This is a genomic window from Allocoprococcus similis, from assembly GCF_054660775.1.
Genome location: NZ_BAAHSG010000045.1, coordinates 33,841 through 50,481, shown reverse-complemented (window position 1 = coordinate 50,481; position 16,641 = coordinate 33,841). Strand labels below are relative to the sequence as shown.

Here is a 16,641-nt window from a genome sequence, read left to right as displayed (position 1 = left end):
TTTCATAGGAAGTTCCTTCGGAATTTCCTATGAAATAAAAAGAGAGTTACCCTCTTACAAATCTTCAAATTTGCAAAAGAATAACTCTCCTGTTTTGCCCATGGATCTATGCCATTGCAAGCACACCATACCCGGCCATTCCAAGCACTGCCGCAAGTGTGATCACCTTCGGTACCGACCAGTTCCGCTTCAAGATCAGATAAAACATCACAATTCCGATCCCGCATCCAAACCAGTCAATCCGCGCATTCGGGAAATAATTTTCCTGCATCAGATTCAGGATCACCGCAAGAATCATCGCGATACAGATTGGCTTGATCACATCCAGCATACAGCTCATAATGTCATTCCCACGGAACTTTGCAAAACACACCGCCACACCAAGCGTCAGCGTATACGCAGGCATCAGCACACCCATAACAGACGCAATTCCGCCAAGCACACCTGCCGTCTGCATCCCGGCAAAGGTTGCGCAGTTGATTCCAAGTGGTCCCGGTGTCATTTCCGCAATGGCGATCAGGTTGGTCAGATCCTCCGCCGTCATCCACTGGTTCACTTTCATCTCCTGCATGATAACCGGGATCATCGACATCCCGCCAAAGCTGGTAAACCCAATTTTCATAAATGCCGCAAACAGTCTGAGATAAATCATGCCATCTGTCCTCCCTTCGCCTTTTTCACCGCTCTTACCGAAAGTGCCAATATGATTCCAGCCACGATCATCAGCACATTACTGATGTCCGTGAAGACACACAGCACCAATGCCACCGCACAGATTGGAACTGCCATCTTCTTTCGGAATGCTTCCTTTCCAAGGGACAATGCCGCACTTCCCATGATCGGGACCACCGCGCAACGGATTCCCCGAAGGGCTGCATAGCACCAGACATTGCTTTTCAGCACCTTGTAAAATGCAGTCACAAACGACAGGATCAGCACCGCCGGACAGGTCATTCCAAGTACCGCACAGACTCCACCGAACCAGCCGCCTACATAATAACCGAACAGCATACTGATATTGGTGATCATAATTCCGGGAACTGACTTTCCAACCGCAACCATATCCAGCAGTTCTTCCTTTGTGATCAATTTCTTTTTATCGACAAACTCCTGCTCCATCTGCGCCAGAATGCTCCATCCTCCGCCAAATGTAAAGCAGCCTATCTTAAAGAAAAACGCAAACAGCATCAGTCCATTTTTTATTTTCTCTTTTTTCATCCGTTCCTCCTCCTGCCCTTTACTTTATCATCTCTATTGACATTTGTGAAATATATGTTTTATTATTAAAAATATAGTTTTAACCTATAGAGGAGTTTTATGAACTGGAATCAGCTGCAATATGTCATCACCATTGCCGAAGAAAAAAGTATCACCAAAGCGGCTCAGAAGCTTTATATCTCACAGCCATCCCTTTCCTTAAGCATTCAGGCTCTGGAAAAGGAAACCGGAGTCCCTCTTTTTGAGAGGAGCCGTGGCGAGATGAAGCTTACCTATGCCGGCTCCCTGTTCTACGAATGGGCGGTTTCTACCCTTCATTCTCATACCCAGCTGGAGTGGAAGCTTGGCGATATTGCCTCCGGTTCACGAAAACTGATCCGTCTGGGTCTCAGTCCCCACCGGAGTGAGCGGCTTCTCGTGCCGGTTCTGGAGCGCTTTTATTCCATGTATGAGAACTGTGATATTCAGATCATTGAACAGCCAACTTATATCCTGCGACAAATGCTGGAAGCAGATCAGCTGGATCTGATCCTGGATATCTCCAGCCCGGATACGATTAACTTTGAAAGCGAGCTGCTGGTGAAGGAAAGTTTTGTCCTGGCAATCCCGGATTCGCTGTGTCCATTTTCTGATCCGCCAGCGCACCTGTCTTCTTCTGCTACTCTGGTTTCAGACAGCCAGGCAGAATCTGTATCCGAGACCAGTAACCGGAATTTTTTCAGAAACATTGTGAAATCCAAAAAAGAGGATGGCATTTCTGCCACTCCTCAGATTCATCTTCCTGCGCTATCTGCAGTTCCATTTATTCTGCTTTCAGAGGATCACGATCTCGAAAAGATCAGCCGCAAGATCTGCGAGACTGCCGCTTTCCATCCGAATATACGCTGCATCTGCACCAGCAGTAATACTGCCTTTTCTCTTGCAAGACGCGGAATGGGGATTGCCTTTCTTCCTGAAATTTATGCACGGACTACTTCCTTTCCGGACATTCATTTCTTTACCCCGGATCACTTTCATGACACCAGGGACATCTGTGCCGTCTACCGGAAAAACATTTATCATCATGCACAGTTTCAGGCGCTTCTTGCTCTCCTCCGCGAAATCGTCCCGGCAATCTACAGGGCAGCTTAGTCTGCCCTGATCCGCACCTTAATTCTCTTCTTTTCTGCCCCTTACTCTACATTTTTCAGTGCCTCACCCATCGGCACATGTTTAATCCTTCGATATTCTAAAATTGCCACAACTGCATAGGTTCCGATTCCGATCAGGAACATTTCCACATAGATCTTCGGATCGATCCAAAGTGCGATCCAGCCGGAAATACTGGTCAGCATCATTTCCCGGAACAGCACATTCATAACTGCTTTCTCAATCGGCAGGCTGAGAAGCAGACAGATGATCACCACGATCGTTGTCGACCAGATATAAAGCCTGCTGATCTCTCCATTGGTATATCCCAGGATCTTCGTCATGGAAATAGCCTGTGCATTTTTCTCAATAATGATCTTGGATAACAGATAGATCACAACCATATAAATACCGATTGCAAAAGCATTGACCATCCCCATCATATTTCCCATAGATACATCCAGCTGTCTCGAAATCTTTGTCAGTGCTTCCAGATCAAGCACCGAACCGATGTATTTCCCGTCAATATCCTTGATCTTCGAATTGGAAAAATATCCACTGAAATAATCGTTTCCCAGATCAAAGGTATCATTCAACTGCTCCTGTGGCATAAAGACACAGATTCCACCGCTGTATTTGTAGATTCCTTTAACCTCGAATGTATACTTTGTCTTTTCATATTTTTCTTTCAACGTGATCGAGTCTCCCGACTTCAACAGAAACTTCTCTGCATAGGCACTGGAAATATAGACACCGTCACCGTCCTCCAGATCTGCATCGATATATTTACTGTCCGGTTTGATTCCATACAGGATCACTTCATCTGTCTTATATTTGCTTGGCAATGTTTCCAATGAGTAAGCGCTGAACGCTTCCGCATCTTCATTTTCCGTCTTTGTTCCATAAGAGAACTGTAAAAGCTCCAGCATACTGTCCAGTTTGTTTCCGCTCATCGCACTTACCGGAACCTCCAGCATATACTGGTATTTTGCAAGCATATTGCTCTGGATATCCTGCTGATAATGCGAAAGTACTGACGGCAGCAAAAGTCCAAAGAACAAAAGCAGATTCGCAAATATAATTCCAATAAAAAGTACGATGTAATTGCTCATATTCTGGAAAATCACACGCAGTCGGAACCGATGGAAGATTCCAAGCTTCGGACTTAGCCGGACTGCTCTTTTCCGCCTGCTTCCAGAAAGATCTCTTCTCAGGAATTTCAGCGGTGAAAGCCTCAGCTTGTAGCGAAGGATTCCATAGTTGACTACCAGCATGATCAACACCGGAACCACCGTTGTCATCCAGAAAGCATCTGCATTCCACACCGTCACATAGGTCGGCAGACTATAGCTTCCATAATACATCCCCGCACATACATTTTTCAGTGCTGTATAGCCCAGAATATTTCCGACCACCGCACCGATCAGCGTAACGATCACCGGAAGCGCCATGTAATGTCCGATCAGTTCTTTTCTTGTATACCCGGAAGCCCGCAGAGTTCCGATCACGCCTGCTTCTTTACGGATCGTATTGCTGATCGTGATTCCAAATACAAACGCCATGATCACAATGATCATATAGAGGAGCATTGTCATCATGGCACGGTCACTACCCATATCATCACCGGTAAATGTAATTGCCTGGTTCAGATACTGTGGCACAAATGACTCCAGAGTGACTTCTTCCCCTAGTGCTTCCATCAGATCTTCCGACATCTTTTTTTCCTGTTTTTCATTTTTCGGTGCTTTGTCATACACCCAGGAATAGCTGTACTGAAGCTTCTCCTGATCCAGGGATTCAAACTCTTCCGGCGTAACAACTGATACTCCAAATTTGACTGCATCAAACATACTGTCATTGTTGTTCTGAAACAGACAGCTATAATCAGAAAGTGCTACAAATCCAGTTACTTTCCATTCTTTTGAGCCACTTTTCAGTGTATCTCCAACAGAAATGCCGTTGTTATCCGCATACATACGGTCAATAGCCATCTCTCCGGCTTTTTCAGGAAACTTTCCTTCCATCAGGCACACCAGGTTGACCTCTTCCCGGTTTTTGAAAATACGCATGGTACTTCCATTGTCCAGAGCCTCTTCCAGATAAAAATTCTCATACAGTGTTACACCATTTTTCTCAATGTTCTCCCTCTGTGACTTCGTGATTTTCTTCTTTACCCGGAAATTTCCATCTTCGATTTTGTACTTTTCAAAGCCTTCATTATATGCTTTCAGCATACTTCCATCTGCAACCAGAAAACCAGATACAAATCCGATCGTTGCGATCATAAGAATCAGCACCACCAGATATTTTCCAGTCTCACTTTTCAATTCCCGTGGAAGTCTTTTTCTTAAAGGACTCTTCATAACATGCGTCCTCCTTACCATTCCAGCTCACTTGCTGATAGCTTGTGTTCATTACAATAATTTTTGCGGATCATACCGTCACGAAGCTTTACTACCCGGTCCGCCATATCCTTGATCGCATCATTATGTGTAACCATCACGATCGTATTTCCATATTTCTGGTTGACGGTCTCGATCAGCTTCAGGATTTCCTTAGAAGTATTATAATCCAGCGCACCTGTCGGTTCATCACAGAGCAGAATATCCGGATTTTTCACGATTGCACGCCCGATTGCTGTCCTCTGCTGCTGTCCTCCGGAAAGCTGGTTTGGCAGCTTGTTCTGATGCTCATAAATTCCCAGTGTGTGCATCAGCTCATCCACATCCAGCGGACGGTCACTCAAATAAGCACCAACCTCAATATTTTCCCTGAGGGTCAGGTTCGGAATCAGATTGTACATCTGGAAAATGTAACCCAAATGCTTTCTCCGGTACAATGACAGCTTCTTCTCTGTCATATCCTCCAGCTGTTCTCCGTCAATCGTAATACTTCCTTCATCTGCCCCGTCAATGCCGCCTATAATATTCAGAAGAGTCGATTTTCCGGAACCGGATGGTCCCAGAAGCACACAAAATTCTCCTCTTTCAATTTCCAGATCAAGTCCTTTCAGAACATTTACCCGGCTGTCGCCTGTTCCAAACGATTTTTTGATCCCTTTAATCTCTAAAAACATTCCTCTACTCCTTCCTTTAGTTACTTGCATCGTAGTAATGTTATATTTCATACACTTATGTTAGTTTAAGCTTACTTTTTTGTCAATATTTTAATTGGTATTTTTTCAAAAAGATATTGACAAATGGAAGGAAAATTTTTAAAATAATTATCTGTGTAATTTTATACCAAAATCTTTGTGGATTTTTCTGGATATCAAAATAGATGTCTACTTTTCGCCACATAACTTGTTGCAGACAGCGGCAGTTATGTGGCTTTTTATGTATCGGGTTTCTGCCCTTTTTTACAGATTTTGTACCTTATGCTTTATATTTATCAGGAGGAATGTTTATGAACCAGACTTTCATGAAAGAAAAACCGATTCTGCCGCTTCTGCTTTCCATGGCTCTGCCAATGGTGATCTCAATGATGGTCAACTCTCTTTATAATATTGTTGACAGCTATTTTGTCGCAAGAATCAGCGAAGAAGCCATGACTGCGCTGTCTTTGGTCTACCCGATCCAGAATTTTATCACCTCGGTCGGTGTCGGCTTCGGAATTGGGATTAATGCTGCCATTGCCTTTTTCCTTGGCGCCCAGGATCAGAAAAAAGCGGATGCAGCTGCCACACAGGGACTTTTTCTCTCTGTCATCCACGGTATCGTTCTTACCGTAGTCACAATTGCCGTAATGCCGCTATTTTTACAGATTTTTACAAAAAACGTGACCGTTATTCAGATGGGAAATGCCTACTCCCAGATCGCATTTGGATTTTCCATTGTAATCTCTCTTGAAATTACCTGGGAAAAAATTTTCCAGGCAGTCGGACGGATGCGCGTGTCCATGATCTGCATGATGAGCGGATGTATTTTCAATATCGTACTGGATCCACTTCTGATCTTCGGAATCGGACCGTTCCCGAAAATGGGAATTGAAGGGGCCGCACTTGCAACCGGTCTTGGTCAGGTTGTCACACTGGTACTGTACCTTGCCTTTTATTTTACCAGACCTCTTCCGGTGAAGATTCATAGAAGCTGCCACGTAGACCGTGCCATGGCCGGACGGCTTTACGCGGTCGGAATCCCTGCCACTTTGAATATGGCACTTCCATCCCTGCTTATCACCGCACTGAATGGGATCCTTGCCGCCTACTCCCAGGTTTACGTGGTGGTGCTCGGAATCTATTACAAGCTGCAGACCTTCCTGTATCTTCCGGCAAACGGGATTATTCAGGGAATGCGTCCGCTGATCGGATACAACTACGGAGCCGGAGAAACAAAACGTGTCCATAAGCTGTTTGCCGATACCCTTTACCTTAGTCTTGGGATCATGCTCTTTGGCACAATCTTCTGCCAGCTTTTCCCGGATTCACTGATTGCACTGTTCAGTTCCAATCCGGAAACTATTCAGGCAGGAGGAATTGCACTTCGGATCATCAGCCTCGGATTTTTAGTTTCTTCCGTGTCCATCACCAGCTCCGGTGCGCTGGAGGGGCTTGGAAAAGGAAGACCTTCCCTTGTCATCTCACTGTGCCGATTTACTGTCATTATTATTCCGGCAGCCTTTATCTTAAGCCGCTTTTTGGGAGCTTCCGGCGTCTGGTATGCCTTTGGAATCACCGAATTTGCGACCGCAGTGATTGCTTATCTGACTTACCGACGGGCGACTGCGCAACACTAGGAGTATCCTTGCAAAAGAAATTTAGCTGAATTTTCTGTACAATAAAAACCGTAAATCCGAAATTGCAGATAGGTACTTTCTTCCAGTACACACCTGCAAATCCTTCGGATTTACGGTTTTTTATTTTCTCTTTATCTTACTTTTCCAGCTTCGCTCTGCCTTTTTATTCGCAGACTATTCTGCTTCGCCGATAATATGTCTTGCAACATAAACACCACTTGCAGATGCATGGGACAGAGAATGTGTAACTCCACTTCCGTCACCGATCACATACAGTCCCTTGTGGCAGCTTTCCAGATTCTTGTCAATCTCTACTTCCATGTTATAGAATTTTACTTCCACACCATAAAGAAGGGTATCATCATTTGCAGTACCCGGTGCTACTTTGTCAAGCGCATAGATCATCTCAATGATTCCATCCATGATTCGTTTCGGAAGAACAAGACTTAAGTCACCCGGTGTTGCGGATAAGGTTGGTGTTACCAGACCTTCTTCAATACGCTTTTCGGTACTTCTTCTTCCACGTACCAGATCACCAAAACGCTGTACGATCACACCGCCGCCAAGCATGTTGGAGAGTCTTGCGATACTTTCACCATATCCGTTACTGTCCTTAAATGGCTCAGAGAAATGCTTTGCAACCAGAAGGGCAAAGTTGGTGTTATCTGTCTTTTTCTCATTTCCTTCATAGCTGTGTCCGTTTACTGTGATGATTCCGTTGGTATTTTCATTTACCACAATACCGTTCGGGTTCATACAGAAGGTACGCACATTGTCCTCAAATTTTTCTGTACGGTATACGATCTTGCTCTCGTAAAGCTCATCTGTCAGGTGTGAGAAAATAACCGCCGGAAGTTCTACGCGGACACCGATGTCCACACGGTTGGACTTGGTCGGGATTGCAAGATCTTCGCAGACTTTTTCCATCCATTTACTTCCACTTCTTCCAACGGAAACGATACATTTCTCACATTCGTAAGAATTTTTTTCACATACGATACGGTATCCACCGTCGATGATCTCAATCGTCTCAACCGGTGTATCAAAGAAGAAGTCCATCTTATCCTTCATCTGATCATAAAGATTCTGAAGAACGACGTAATTGATATCTGTTCCCAAATGACGTACAGATGCATCCAGAAGATTCAGCTTGTTCTGAAGACAAAGCTTTTTAAATTTTGTTCCGGCTGTGGAGTACAGTTTTGTACCTTCTCCACCATTTTCCATATTGATCTCATCGACGTACTTCATCAGCTCAACAGCCTGTTTTTTACCGATATACTCAAATAAGGTTCCGCCGAAATCATTGGTGATATTGTATTTTCCATCTGAAAATGCACCGGCTCCGCCAAATCCGCACATGATCGAACAGCGTTTGCAGTTGATACAGCTCTTTACTTTTTCGCCATCAATCGGACATTTTCTCTTTTCCAGCGGATAACCTTCTTCAAATACTGCAATCTTGCAGTCTGGTTTCTTTTTCATCAACTCATAAGCAGCAAAAATTCCGCCTGGTCCGGCACCGATAATAATTACATCATACTTCATCCGTGTATCTCTCCTTTTATTTGCATGATAAAATATAATTTTCACTAAATTGCCTGTGCCATAAATATAGACTGTAATGTATGTGCAATTCTATATTATGTCACATAATAAAACTGCCGCATATCTGTCTGTATCCAGATGATTCTGCACGGCAGTTGTTCTTCTTTTGCACAACCTTTCATATTTTAAGAGAAATCTTGCATTTCGTCAAGGTGTTTCTTTCTTTTTTTATATGAATTTTGCATGAATTTATTTTGTTTTTTTATATAGATTTTGTGATATTTTTCATTATCCAGTTTTTATATTTGCACTGTCAAAAATCTTTCTGTTTCTATATTGCTGTTTCTGCTACCCTTTTCGTTTTCTGGCGGATTTACAGCTTCACGATGGTCGGCTCATGTTCCATCGCCGGAATGATCTTCTCAATCAGATCTTTTGTCCTAAGTCTGAGACTTGATGTATTGATGCATGGATGGCATCCGATATATTCTCCCTCAAGCACCTCTTCATCGATCAGAAGCCGTACCATCCTGTCCTTATCATTCATAAGACCAAGCACACTTAAAGATCCCGGCGTAATGTCCAGATATTTTTCCATATACTCTGCTTTTGCAAAAGAGAGTCTGGACGAACCGATCTGCGCTGACAAATCTTTTGTCTTAAACACCTTATTTCCCGGAAGCATCAGTAAATAAAACTGTGTCTCCTGTCGGTTGCATAAAAGCAGATTCTTGCAGATCGTCGCCTCCAGCGTCCGGTCGATTTCCTCGCATGCCTCCATTGTCATTGCGGCTTCATGGTCGATTCTCTGGTAAGATACACCTAGTGAATCCAAGAAATCGTACACTCGGATCTCCTTGTCCAGTCTGTCTTGTGTGTTTGTAGGTCTTCCGTTTAGTAATTCCATGTAGTTCTCCTCCGTCCTAGACTTTATTCTTTTTAAACATTTCATTCTCTGCATACTTGTATAGCAAATGTTCATCGCGGTGTAAGATTTTTCCAAACAGCTCTATCTCTTCATCAGAATATCCTTCTCGTTCTGTCCATTTATGATCAGGTAATTCACATCTTGCTGAATCAAATCCGTTTTCTGTTGGACGCTCAAAATTAACTATAATTTTTTTCATTCCATCTTTTTCAATAATCTGAGAGTGAACAATTTCTGTTTCATCTGCAAGTATCATGTACGGATACATCATAACATTCCACCTCGTTCCAACCTGAATTTCCTTCTCCCCCAACAAGCTAATTATATCATAAGTCCTCTTATATCAAATATTTTTCTATCAGATTCTCTATTATCTTTGAATTCAATACATTTTGTTCTGTCTCAAAAGTTATAATCAACCGATCGCCTGGATATATATGATTTATTTGATACAATTCTATTTTTCGCACAGCTGCTCTTGCGTAATCCTGTTTATCCATCATTCCTTCATGTTCCCAATATATTTCCCGGTAAGTCTTTCTTGACAAAAATGTAAAATCCGGATACACGGTACCATACCCTTTCAGATGAAGTGGCTTTTCATATTTGTAAAGAATATTCTTTCTATAAAAATAATCTGCTAATATCTTCTCTGACTTTGATCTGACACGTTCTCCCTTCTCAGTAAGAATTAATGGTGTTCCCTCCTTAAACTCTTTCCCCTGATATTCTTCTTCATACCATTTTGTAAGCAGCTGATCCCATGTTGGTTCTATCGGTGTTACCAGTAATTGTCTTGCTTTATTCATAGACGTATAAATTTTCTCAATCTCATCATCTGAATAATTTTTTGTTATTCTCTTTATTTGTTTAAGCCTTGCTTCTCCCTTTTTTACCACTGCCTTATTATAACCTTTTTGCGCCAGGCGCTTTGGCAATTCTTTATTATCTCTTGGAATGTAGACTCCTTTGTTATCATCTATACATTGATAATAGCGCGGCTTATTTTTATCTATTGAAATTCTGAGGTGTCCTTCTGGTACTGTTGTATTCAAATCAGCTTTAGCTTGCGTAACAACTTTCTCCAAATGTTCCTGCATCTGAAGAAGCATGTTTTCTAATTCATACATATATATAAACATTTCTCCTTTGCTTTTCTATTTTTCAAATCCTAATCAATTCATTTCGAGAATTTTCTTGATTTGTTTCGAATTTTGAAAATTATAATCAACTCATTCCTATAATCTTCTTGATTTGTTTCGAGTTTTGTCAATTACAATCAACTCATTTCTATAATCTTCTTGATTTGTTTTGAGTTTTGTCAATTACAATCAACTCATTTCTGTAATCTTCTTGATTTTCTTTGGGTTTTTGAAAATACAATCAATTTATTTACGGCATCTTCTTGATTTATTTTCATTTTTCCGGTATGCAATCAATCTATTTCTGAAATTTTCTTGATTTATTTTCATTTTCAGGAATTATAATCAATCCATTTCTGGAAACTTCTTGATTTATTTTCATTTTTTTGGAATTATAATCAACCTATTTAATTAGACTGTCTTGATTTGTTTTAGCTTGTAATAATTTGCAATCAATTTACTCTTTGCAAAAATGATTTGATAAAAGATTTTTTGATTTGGTGGATTCAGTGTATCATATATATTCTGAAAAGAACAGTATAATTTTCATTTTAATCATAATTTAATATTTCTAATCTATAACTAGATAAAATAAGAGGGCGTGTAAAAAAACTTTCGTTTTTTCACACGCCCTCTTATTATTTATTTCTTGCTATACGCAATATGCTTATTTCGCATTCTTCTGTGCGATAGCAGCCTGAGCAGCAGCCAGACGAGCGATCGGTACACGGAATGGTGAGCAAGATACATAATCAAGACCAATGCTGTTGCAGAATTCTACAGAGCTTGGATCTCCACCATGTTCTCCACAGATACCAACGTGAAGTGACGGATTAACCGGTTTTCCGAGTTCGATAGCCATCTTCATAAGTTTACCAACACCTGTCTGGTCAAGTTTAGCAAATGGATCGTTCTCGAAGATCTTAGCGTCATAGTAAGCGTCAAGGAACTTACCAGCATCATCACGTGAGAATCCGTATGTCATCTGTGTAAGGTCGTTTGTACCGAAGCAGAAGAAGTCAGCTTCTTTTGCGATGTCATCAGCTGTAAGAGCAGCTCTAGGAATTTCGATCATTGTACCAACTTCGTACTCAAGGTCGCTTCCTGCAGCAGCGATTTCAGCGTCAGCTGTTTCTACTACAAACTTCTTAACATATTTAAGCTCTTTGATATCACCAACCAGCGGGATCATGATTTCCGGTTTAACATTCCAATCCGGATGAGCTTTCTTAACATTGATAGCAGCACGGATAACTGCGCTTGTCTGCATCTTAGCGATTTCCGGATAAGTTACAGCAAGACGGCATCCACGATGTCCCATCATTGGGTTGAATTCGTGCAGAGAGCTGATGATTGCTTTAATCTGGTCAACAGATTTGCCCTGAGCATCAGCAAGTTTCTTGATATCTTCTTCTTCTGTTGGAACGAATTCATGAAGCGGTGGATCAAGGAAACGGATAGTAACCGGATTTCCTTCCAGTGCTTCGTAAAGTTTTTCGAAGTCTCCCTGCTGTTCCGGAAGGATCTTAGCAAGTGCAGCTTCTCTTTCTTCTACTGTTTCAGAGCAGATCATTTCACGGAATGCATCAATTCTGTTGCCTTCGAAGAACATATGCTCTGTACGGCAAAGTCCGATACCTTCAGCACCAAGTTCACGAGCTTTCTTAGCATCAGATGGTGTATCAGCATTTGTACGAACTTTCATAGTTCTGTACTTGTCAGCCCATCCCATGATTCTTCCGAATTCACCTGCGATTGTAGCATCTACAGTCGGGATGATTCCGTCATAGATATTACCTGTTGATCCATCAAGAGAGATTGCATCTCCTTCATGGAATTCTTTTCCACCAAGTGTGAATTTCTTGTTTTCTTCATCCATGTTGATGTCACCACAGCCAGATACACAGCATGTTCCCATACCACGTGCAACTACGGCTGCGTGTGATGTCATACCACCACGTACTGTCAGGATACCCTGAGCAGACTTCATACCAGTGATATCTTCCGGTGATGTCTCAAGACGTACAAGAACAACTTTTTCTCCTCTTGCAGCCCATTCTACAGCATCATCAGCTGTGAAGACGATCTTACCGCAAGCAGCTCCTGGAGATGCTCCAAGTGCTTTAGCCATCGGTACAGCGGCTTTCAGTGCAGCTGCATCGAACTGTGGATGAAGCAGTGTATCAAGGTTACGAGGATCGATCATAGCAACTGCTTCTTCTTCGGTTCTCATTCCTTCATCAACGAGATCACAAGCGATCTTAAGAGCAGCCTGAGCTGTTCTCTTACCATTACGTGTCTGAAGCATGTACAGTTTACCATGTTCTACAGTAAACTCCATATCCTGCATATCTCTGTAGTGTGTTTCCAGAGTCTTGCATACTTCTTTGAACTGTTTGAATGCTTCTGGGAATTTCTGTTCCATTTCTGAAATGTGCATTGGTGTACGAACACCGGCAACTACGTCTTCTCCCTGTGCATTTGTAAGGAATTCTCCGAACAGTCCGTTATTTCCTGTAGCCGGGTCACGGGTAAATGCAACACCTGTACCACAGTCATCACCCATGTTACCAAATGCCATCATCTGTACGTTAACAGCTGTTCCCCATGAATACGGGATATCGTTGTCACGACGGTATACATTTGCTCTCGGGTTGTCCCATGAACGGAATACGGCTTTGATAGCTCCCATTAACTGTTCCTTTGGATCTGTTGGGAAATCAGCACCGATTTTTTCTTTATATTCAGCTTTGAACTGGTTAGCTAATTCGTGAAGATCTTCTGCTGTAAGTTCAACGTCCTGTTTAACGCCTCTTTCAGCTTTCATCTTGTCGATCAGTTCTTCGAAGTACTTTTTACCTACTTCCATAACTACATCTGAGTACATCTGAATAAATCTTCTGTAGCAGTCCCAAGCCCAACGTGGATTGCCTGATTTTTCAGCAAGTACGTTAACAACGTCTTCATTAAGACCAAGGTTCAGGATTGTATCCATCATACCAGGCATAGATGCTCTTGCACCAGAACGAACGGAAACAAGAAGTGGATTCTCTTTATCACCGAATTTCTTTCCTGTGATTCCTTCCATCTTTGTAATAGCTTCCATGATCTGAGCCATGATTTCTTCATTGATCTGTCTTCCGTCCTCATAATACTGAGTACAAGCTTCTGTTGTGATTGTGAAGCCCTGTGGCACTGGAAGACCTAAGTTTGTCATTTCAGCAAGGTTAGCGCCTTTTCCACCAAGCAGGTTTCTCATATCGGCATTACCTTCTGTAAACATGTAAACCCATTTTGTTGCCATTTTACAATTCCTCCTCGTTATTGGTAATTGATATATATAAAACTTGAAAATCACAGTCAGACTGGTAACTGTCTGCTCTTTTCATATCTTATATCGCCCTTAAAAAACGGATTTTACCGCACTAATATTGTAAATGTTTTAACTGTGATAGTCAACCCTTATGTACTTTTTTTCGTACAAAAAAGTGAATTTATAGAAGAGTTCAATTTCTTCAAGTGATTTTTTCTATAAAGAAAATCTCCGTGATAAAATTTCTTTTATATACTAAAAATTTTGTTATTATCAAAAAAGAACTCAGGCAAAACCGGACCGTATCCTTTGTTTTGCTTGAGTTCTTTTCATCTCTTACATATTCAGAAGGAATGCTCTGTATCCCTTTACTGCTTCATACACATCAGCTTTGCTGCTGACCTCATAAGGTGCATGCATGGAAAGTACAGCAACACCGCTGTCGATCACTTCCATACCATAATTTGCCATAATATATGCGATGGTTCCGCCGCCGCCTACATCGACTTTACCAAGTTCTGCGAACTGGTAAGTAACACCTGCATCATCCATTACCTTGCGCAGTTTTGCAAGATATTCTGCATTTGCATCATTGGATCCGCTCTTTCCGCGGCTTCCTGTAAACTTGTTGAATGCAAGTCCCTTCGTAAAGAATGCGGCACTTCTCTTTTCAAATGCCTCTGCAAACATCGGATCATAAGCAGCACTTACGTCAGAAGAAAGCATTCTTGAATTAGCAAGTGCACGGCGTACCTTCAGTTCAGATTCACCTTCTGTAAGTGCAACAAGCTCTGCAACTGTATTTTCAAAGAAACGAGAATGCATTCCAGTTGCTCCGACGCTTCCGATCTCTTCTTTATCTACTAACAGACAGCATCCTGTACGCTTTGCATTTTCCACATCCAGCATAGCGAACAGAGAAGTAAATGCACAGACTCTGTCATCCTGTCCATAAGAAAGAATCATGCTGCGGTCAAATCCACAGTCTCTTGCCTTTCCGGCCGGAACAATTTCCAGTTCAGCCGATGCAAAATCATCTTCTTCGATTCCATAGTTCTCTTTTAAAATATGAAGTACGTTAGCCTTGATCGTTTCTTTTTCTTCTTCATCAAGTCCCTCCGCTTTATCAAGCGGACTGTTTCCAATCAGAAGATCCAGTTTTTCTCCTTCGATCACTTCACTTGCTTTCTTTGTCATCTGGTTTGCTGCAAGATGAACAAGAAGGTCTGTAATAACAAATACCGGATCAGACTCTTTTTCCCCAATGCTGATCTCCTCTACGCTTCCATCTTTTTTCGCAACAACACCATGAAGTGCCATCGGTCCTGTTACCCACTGGTATTTTTTGATTCCGCCATAGTAATGTGTATCCAGATAAGCCATTCCTTCACTTTCATATAATGGATTCTGTTTTACATCAATACGTGGTGAATCAATATGAGCTCCAAGGATATTCATACCGTTTGAAAGCGGCTCTTCGCCCATACGGAACATGGCAAGCATTTTTTCCATGCATACCGCATATACTTTATCTCCTGCTTTCAGGCTCTTTCCTTCTTTCAGAACATCTTTGATATCCTGATATCCTGCTTCCTTCGCCATCTCAACCGCAAGCTTTACACATTCTCGCTCTGTCTTTCCGGCATCCAGGCAGGCTTTGTACTTTTCATTGATTTCGTGAAGTTCTTTTTTGGCAGCTTCATCATAAGAGCTCCAGAGATTCTTTTTTTCTTCCATTTCTATACCTCTCTTCAATTCAGTTGGGATTCCCCACAATACTTTCAGTATAATCCTCTACCGATAATAAGTCAATTATTACCCTTTAACTTTACAAGCATTTCCGTCATCGTTTCCTTCAAAACTGGATGCCGTTTATGCGGTGCGATCTCACACATTGGTCCAAGCACAAATTCCCTGTTCTGCATATCGATATGTGGTACACATAAATCATCCTCTTCAATGATCTGATCCCCATAGAAAATGATGTCCAGATCCAGTGTTCTCGGTCCCCATCTGCGGATCCGCTTTCTACCGGCTTCCTGCTCAATCCGATGTAACAGCTCCAGAAGCTCATGCGGGGTAAGCAGTGTTTCCATTTTCAGTGCTCCGTTCAGGAACTCATCCTGATCCGTCACGCCATATGGCTCGGTTCCGATCAGCTTCGATACCTTCAGGACTCTGCAAAGTCTTTCTTTTTTCAGCTCTTCTACCGCATTCTCAATGTATTTTTTCTTGTCCCCCATATTCGATCCGAGTGCGATATACGCTTCATTCCAGCCACGTTCAATCTTCACGGAAACCGTCTCAAGCGGCAGTCCTAACGGCGCCCATGGTTTCTTTACTTCCACCATGACTTTCCTGATCTTTTCATCAAATAATAAGATCTCTTCTGCAAGCTGCTCTGCTACTGCTTCGATCAGCCTGTAATTCTTCTCTTCCATCTTTTCTTTTATCAGATGGGAAATGGTTCCGTAATTTACAGACGCTTCCAAGTCATCCGTTTTTCCCGCCTTGCGTGTATCCACATATAAAATGCTGGAAACCAGAAACTTCTGTCCCAGTCTGTTTTCTTCCGGATACACCCCATGATTTGCAAATATTTCCAGGTTTTCAATTTTTATCTGATCCAT

13 protein-coding genes are annotated in these 16,641 nt (G+C 42.1%); 2 read left to right on the top strand and 11 right to left on the bottom strand.

Going from position 1 to position 16,641, the window contains the following annotated elements; all coding sequences use genetic code 11:
• Positions 1 to 106: 106 nt before the first annotated feature.
• Positions 107 to 652: a chromate transporter gene (locus ACYQ5K_RS15560; RefSeq protein ID WP_459777890.1), complete on the bottom strand. Its 546-nt coding sequence runs from the start codon at positions 650 to 652 to the stop codon at positions 107 to 109.
• Positions 649 to 1,218 carry a chromate transporter gene (locus ACYQ5K_RS15555; RefSeq protein ID WP_173689114.1) on the bottom strand — a complete coding sequence of 190 codons (570 nt, stop codon included), beginning with the start codon at positions 1,216 to 1,218 and terminating at the stop codon, positions 649 to 651. Before ACYQ5K_RS15555 ends, ACYQ5K_RS15560 begins: the two co-directional genes overlap by 4 nt.
• Positions 1,219 to 1,317: 99 nt before the next feature.
• On the opposite strand from ACYQ5K_RS15555, the gene ACYQ5K_RS15550 reads away from it, so the two are divergent.
• Positions 1,318 to 2,349 carry a LysR family transcriptional regulator gene (locus ACYQ5K_RS15550; RefSeq protein WP_459777889.1) on the top strand — a complete coding sequence of 344 codons (1,032 nt, stop codon included), beginning with the start codon at positions 1,318 to 1,320 and terminating at the stop codon, positions 2,347 to 2,349.
• Between the two features lie 41 nt (positions 2,350 to 2,390).
• Here ACYQ5K_RS15550 and ACYQ5K_RS15545 read toward each other — a convergent pair whose 3' ends face one another.
• Positions 2,391 to 4,709 carry an ABC transporter permease gene (locus ACYQ5K_RS15545; protein ID WP_195231039.1) on the bottom strand — a complete coding sequence of 773 codons (2,319 nt, stop codon included), beginning with the start codon at positions 4,707 to 4,709 and terminating at the stop codon, positions 2,391 to 2,393.
• 14 nt (positions 4,710 to 4,723) lie between these two features.
• Positions 4,724 to 5,422, bottom strand: a complete 699-nt coding sequence (locus ACYQ5K_RS15540; RefSeq protein ID WP_055157500.1) for an ABC transporter ATP-binding protein — start codon at positions 5,420 to 5,422, stop codon at positions 4,724 to 4,726.
• Positions 5,423 to 5,751: 329 nt separating this feature from the next.
• Here ACYQ5K_RS15540 and ACYQ5K_RS15535 point away from each other — a divergent pair, with 329 nt between their 5' ends.
• Positions 5,752 to 7,080, top strand: a complete 1,329-nt coding sequence (locus ACYQ5K_RS15535; protein WP_459777888.1) for an MATE family efflux transporter — start codon at positions 5,752 to 5,754, stop codon at positions 7,078 to 7,080.
• A 174-nt stretch (positions 7,081 to 7,254) separates the two neighbouring features.
• Here ACYQ5K_RS15535 and ACYQ5K_RS15530 read toward each other — a convergent pair whose 3' ends face one another.
• From ACYQ5K_RS15530 to folK, 7 genes are all read right to left on the bottom strand, one after another.
• Positions 7,255 to 8,628 (bottom strand): NAD(P)/FAD-dependent oxidoreductase, encoded by a 1,374-nt coding sequence (locus ACYQ5K_RS15530; RefSeq protein WP_459777887.1) that lies wholly within the window; start codon positions 8,626 to 8,628, stop codon positions 7,255 to 7,257.
• A gap of 373 nt (positions 8,629 to 9,001) precedes the next feature.
• On the bottom strand, positions 9,002 to 9,535 hold the full coding sequence (locus ACYQ5K_RS15525) for a prolyl-tRNA synthetase associated domain-containing protein (protein ID WP_459777886.1): 534 nt from the start codon (positions 9,533 to 9,535) through the stop codon (positions 9,002 to 9,004).
• A gap of 16 nt (positions 9,536 to 9,551) precedes the next feature.
• Positions 9,552 to 9,812 carry a hypothetical protein gene (locus ACYQ5K_RS15520; protein WP_243259212.1) on the bottom strand — a complete coding sequence of 87 codons (261 nt, stop codon included), beginning with the start codon at positions 9,810 to 9,812 and terminating at the stop codon, positions 9,552 to 9,554.
• A gap of 82 nt (positions 9,813 to 9,894) precedes the next feature.
• A complete protein-coding gene (locus ACYQ5K_RS15515; RefSeq protein ID WP_195480003.1) occupies positions 9,895 to 10,686 on the bottom strand; it encodes a hypothetical protein in 792 nt (263 codons plus the stop codon).
• Between the two features lie 679 nt (positions 10,687 to 11,365).
• Complete coding sequence (gene ppdK, locus ACYQ5K_RS15510) at positions 11,366 to 14,002, bottom strand: pyruvate, phosphate dikinase (RefSeq protein WP_173689106.1); 2,637 nt, start codon at positions 14,000 to 14,002, stop codon at positions 11,366 to 11,368.
• Between the two features lie 345 nt (positions 14,003 to 14,347).
• A complete protein-coding gene (locus tag ACYQ5K_RS15505; protein ID WP_178025828.1) occupies positions 14,348 to 15,748 on the bottom strand; it encodes an aminopeptidase in 1,401 nt (466 codons plus the stop codon).
• Between the two features lie 71 nt (positions 15,749 to 15,819).
• Positions 15,820 to 16,641, bottom strand: coding sequence for a 2-amino-4-hydroxy-6-hydroxymethyldihydropteridine diphosphokinase (folK, locus tag ACYQ5K_RS15500; RefSeq protein ID WP_459777885.1), 822 nt, complete (start codon positions 16,639 to 16,641; stop codon positions 15,820 to 15,822).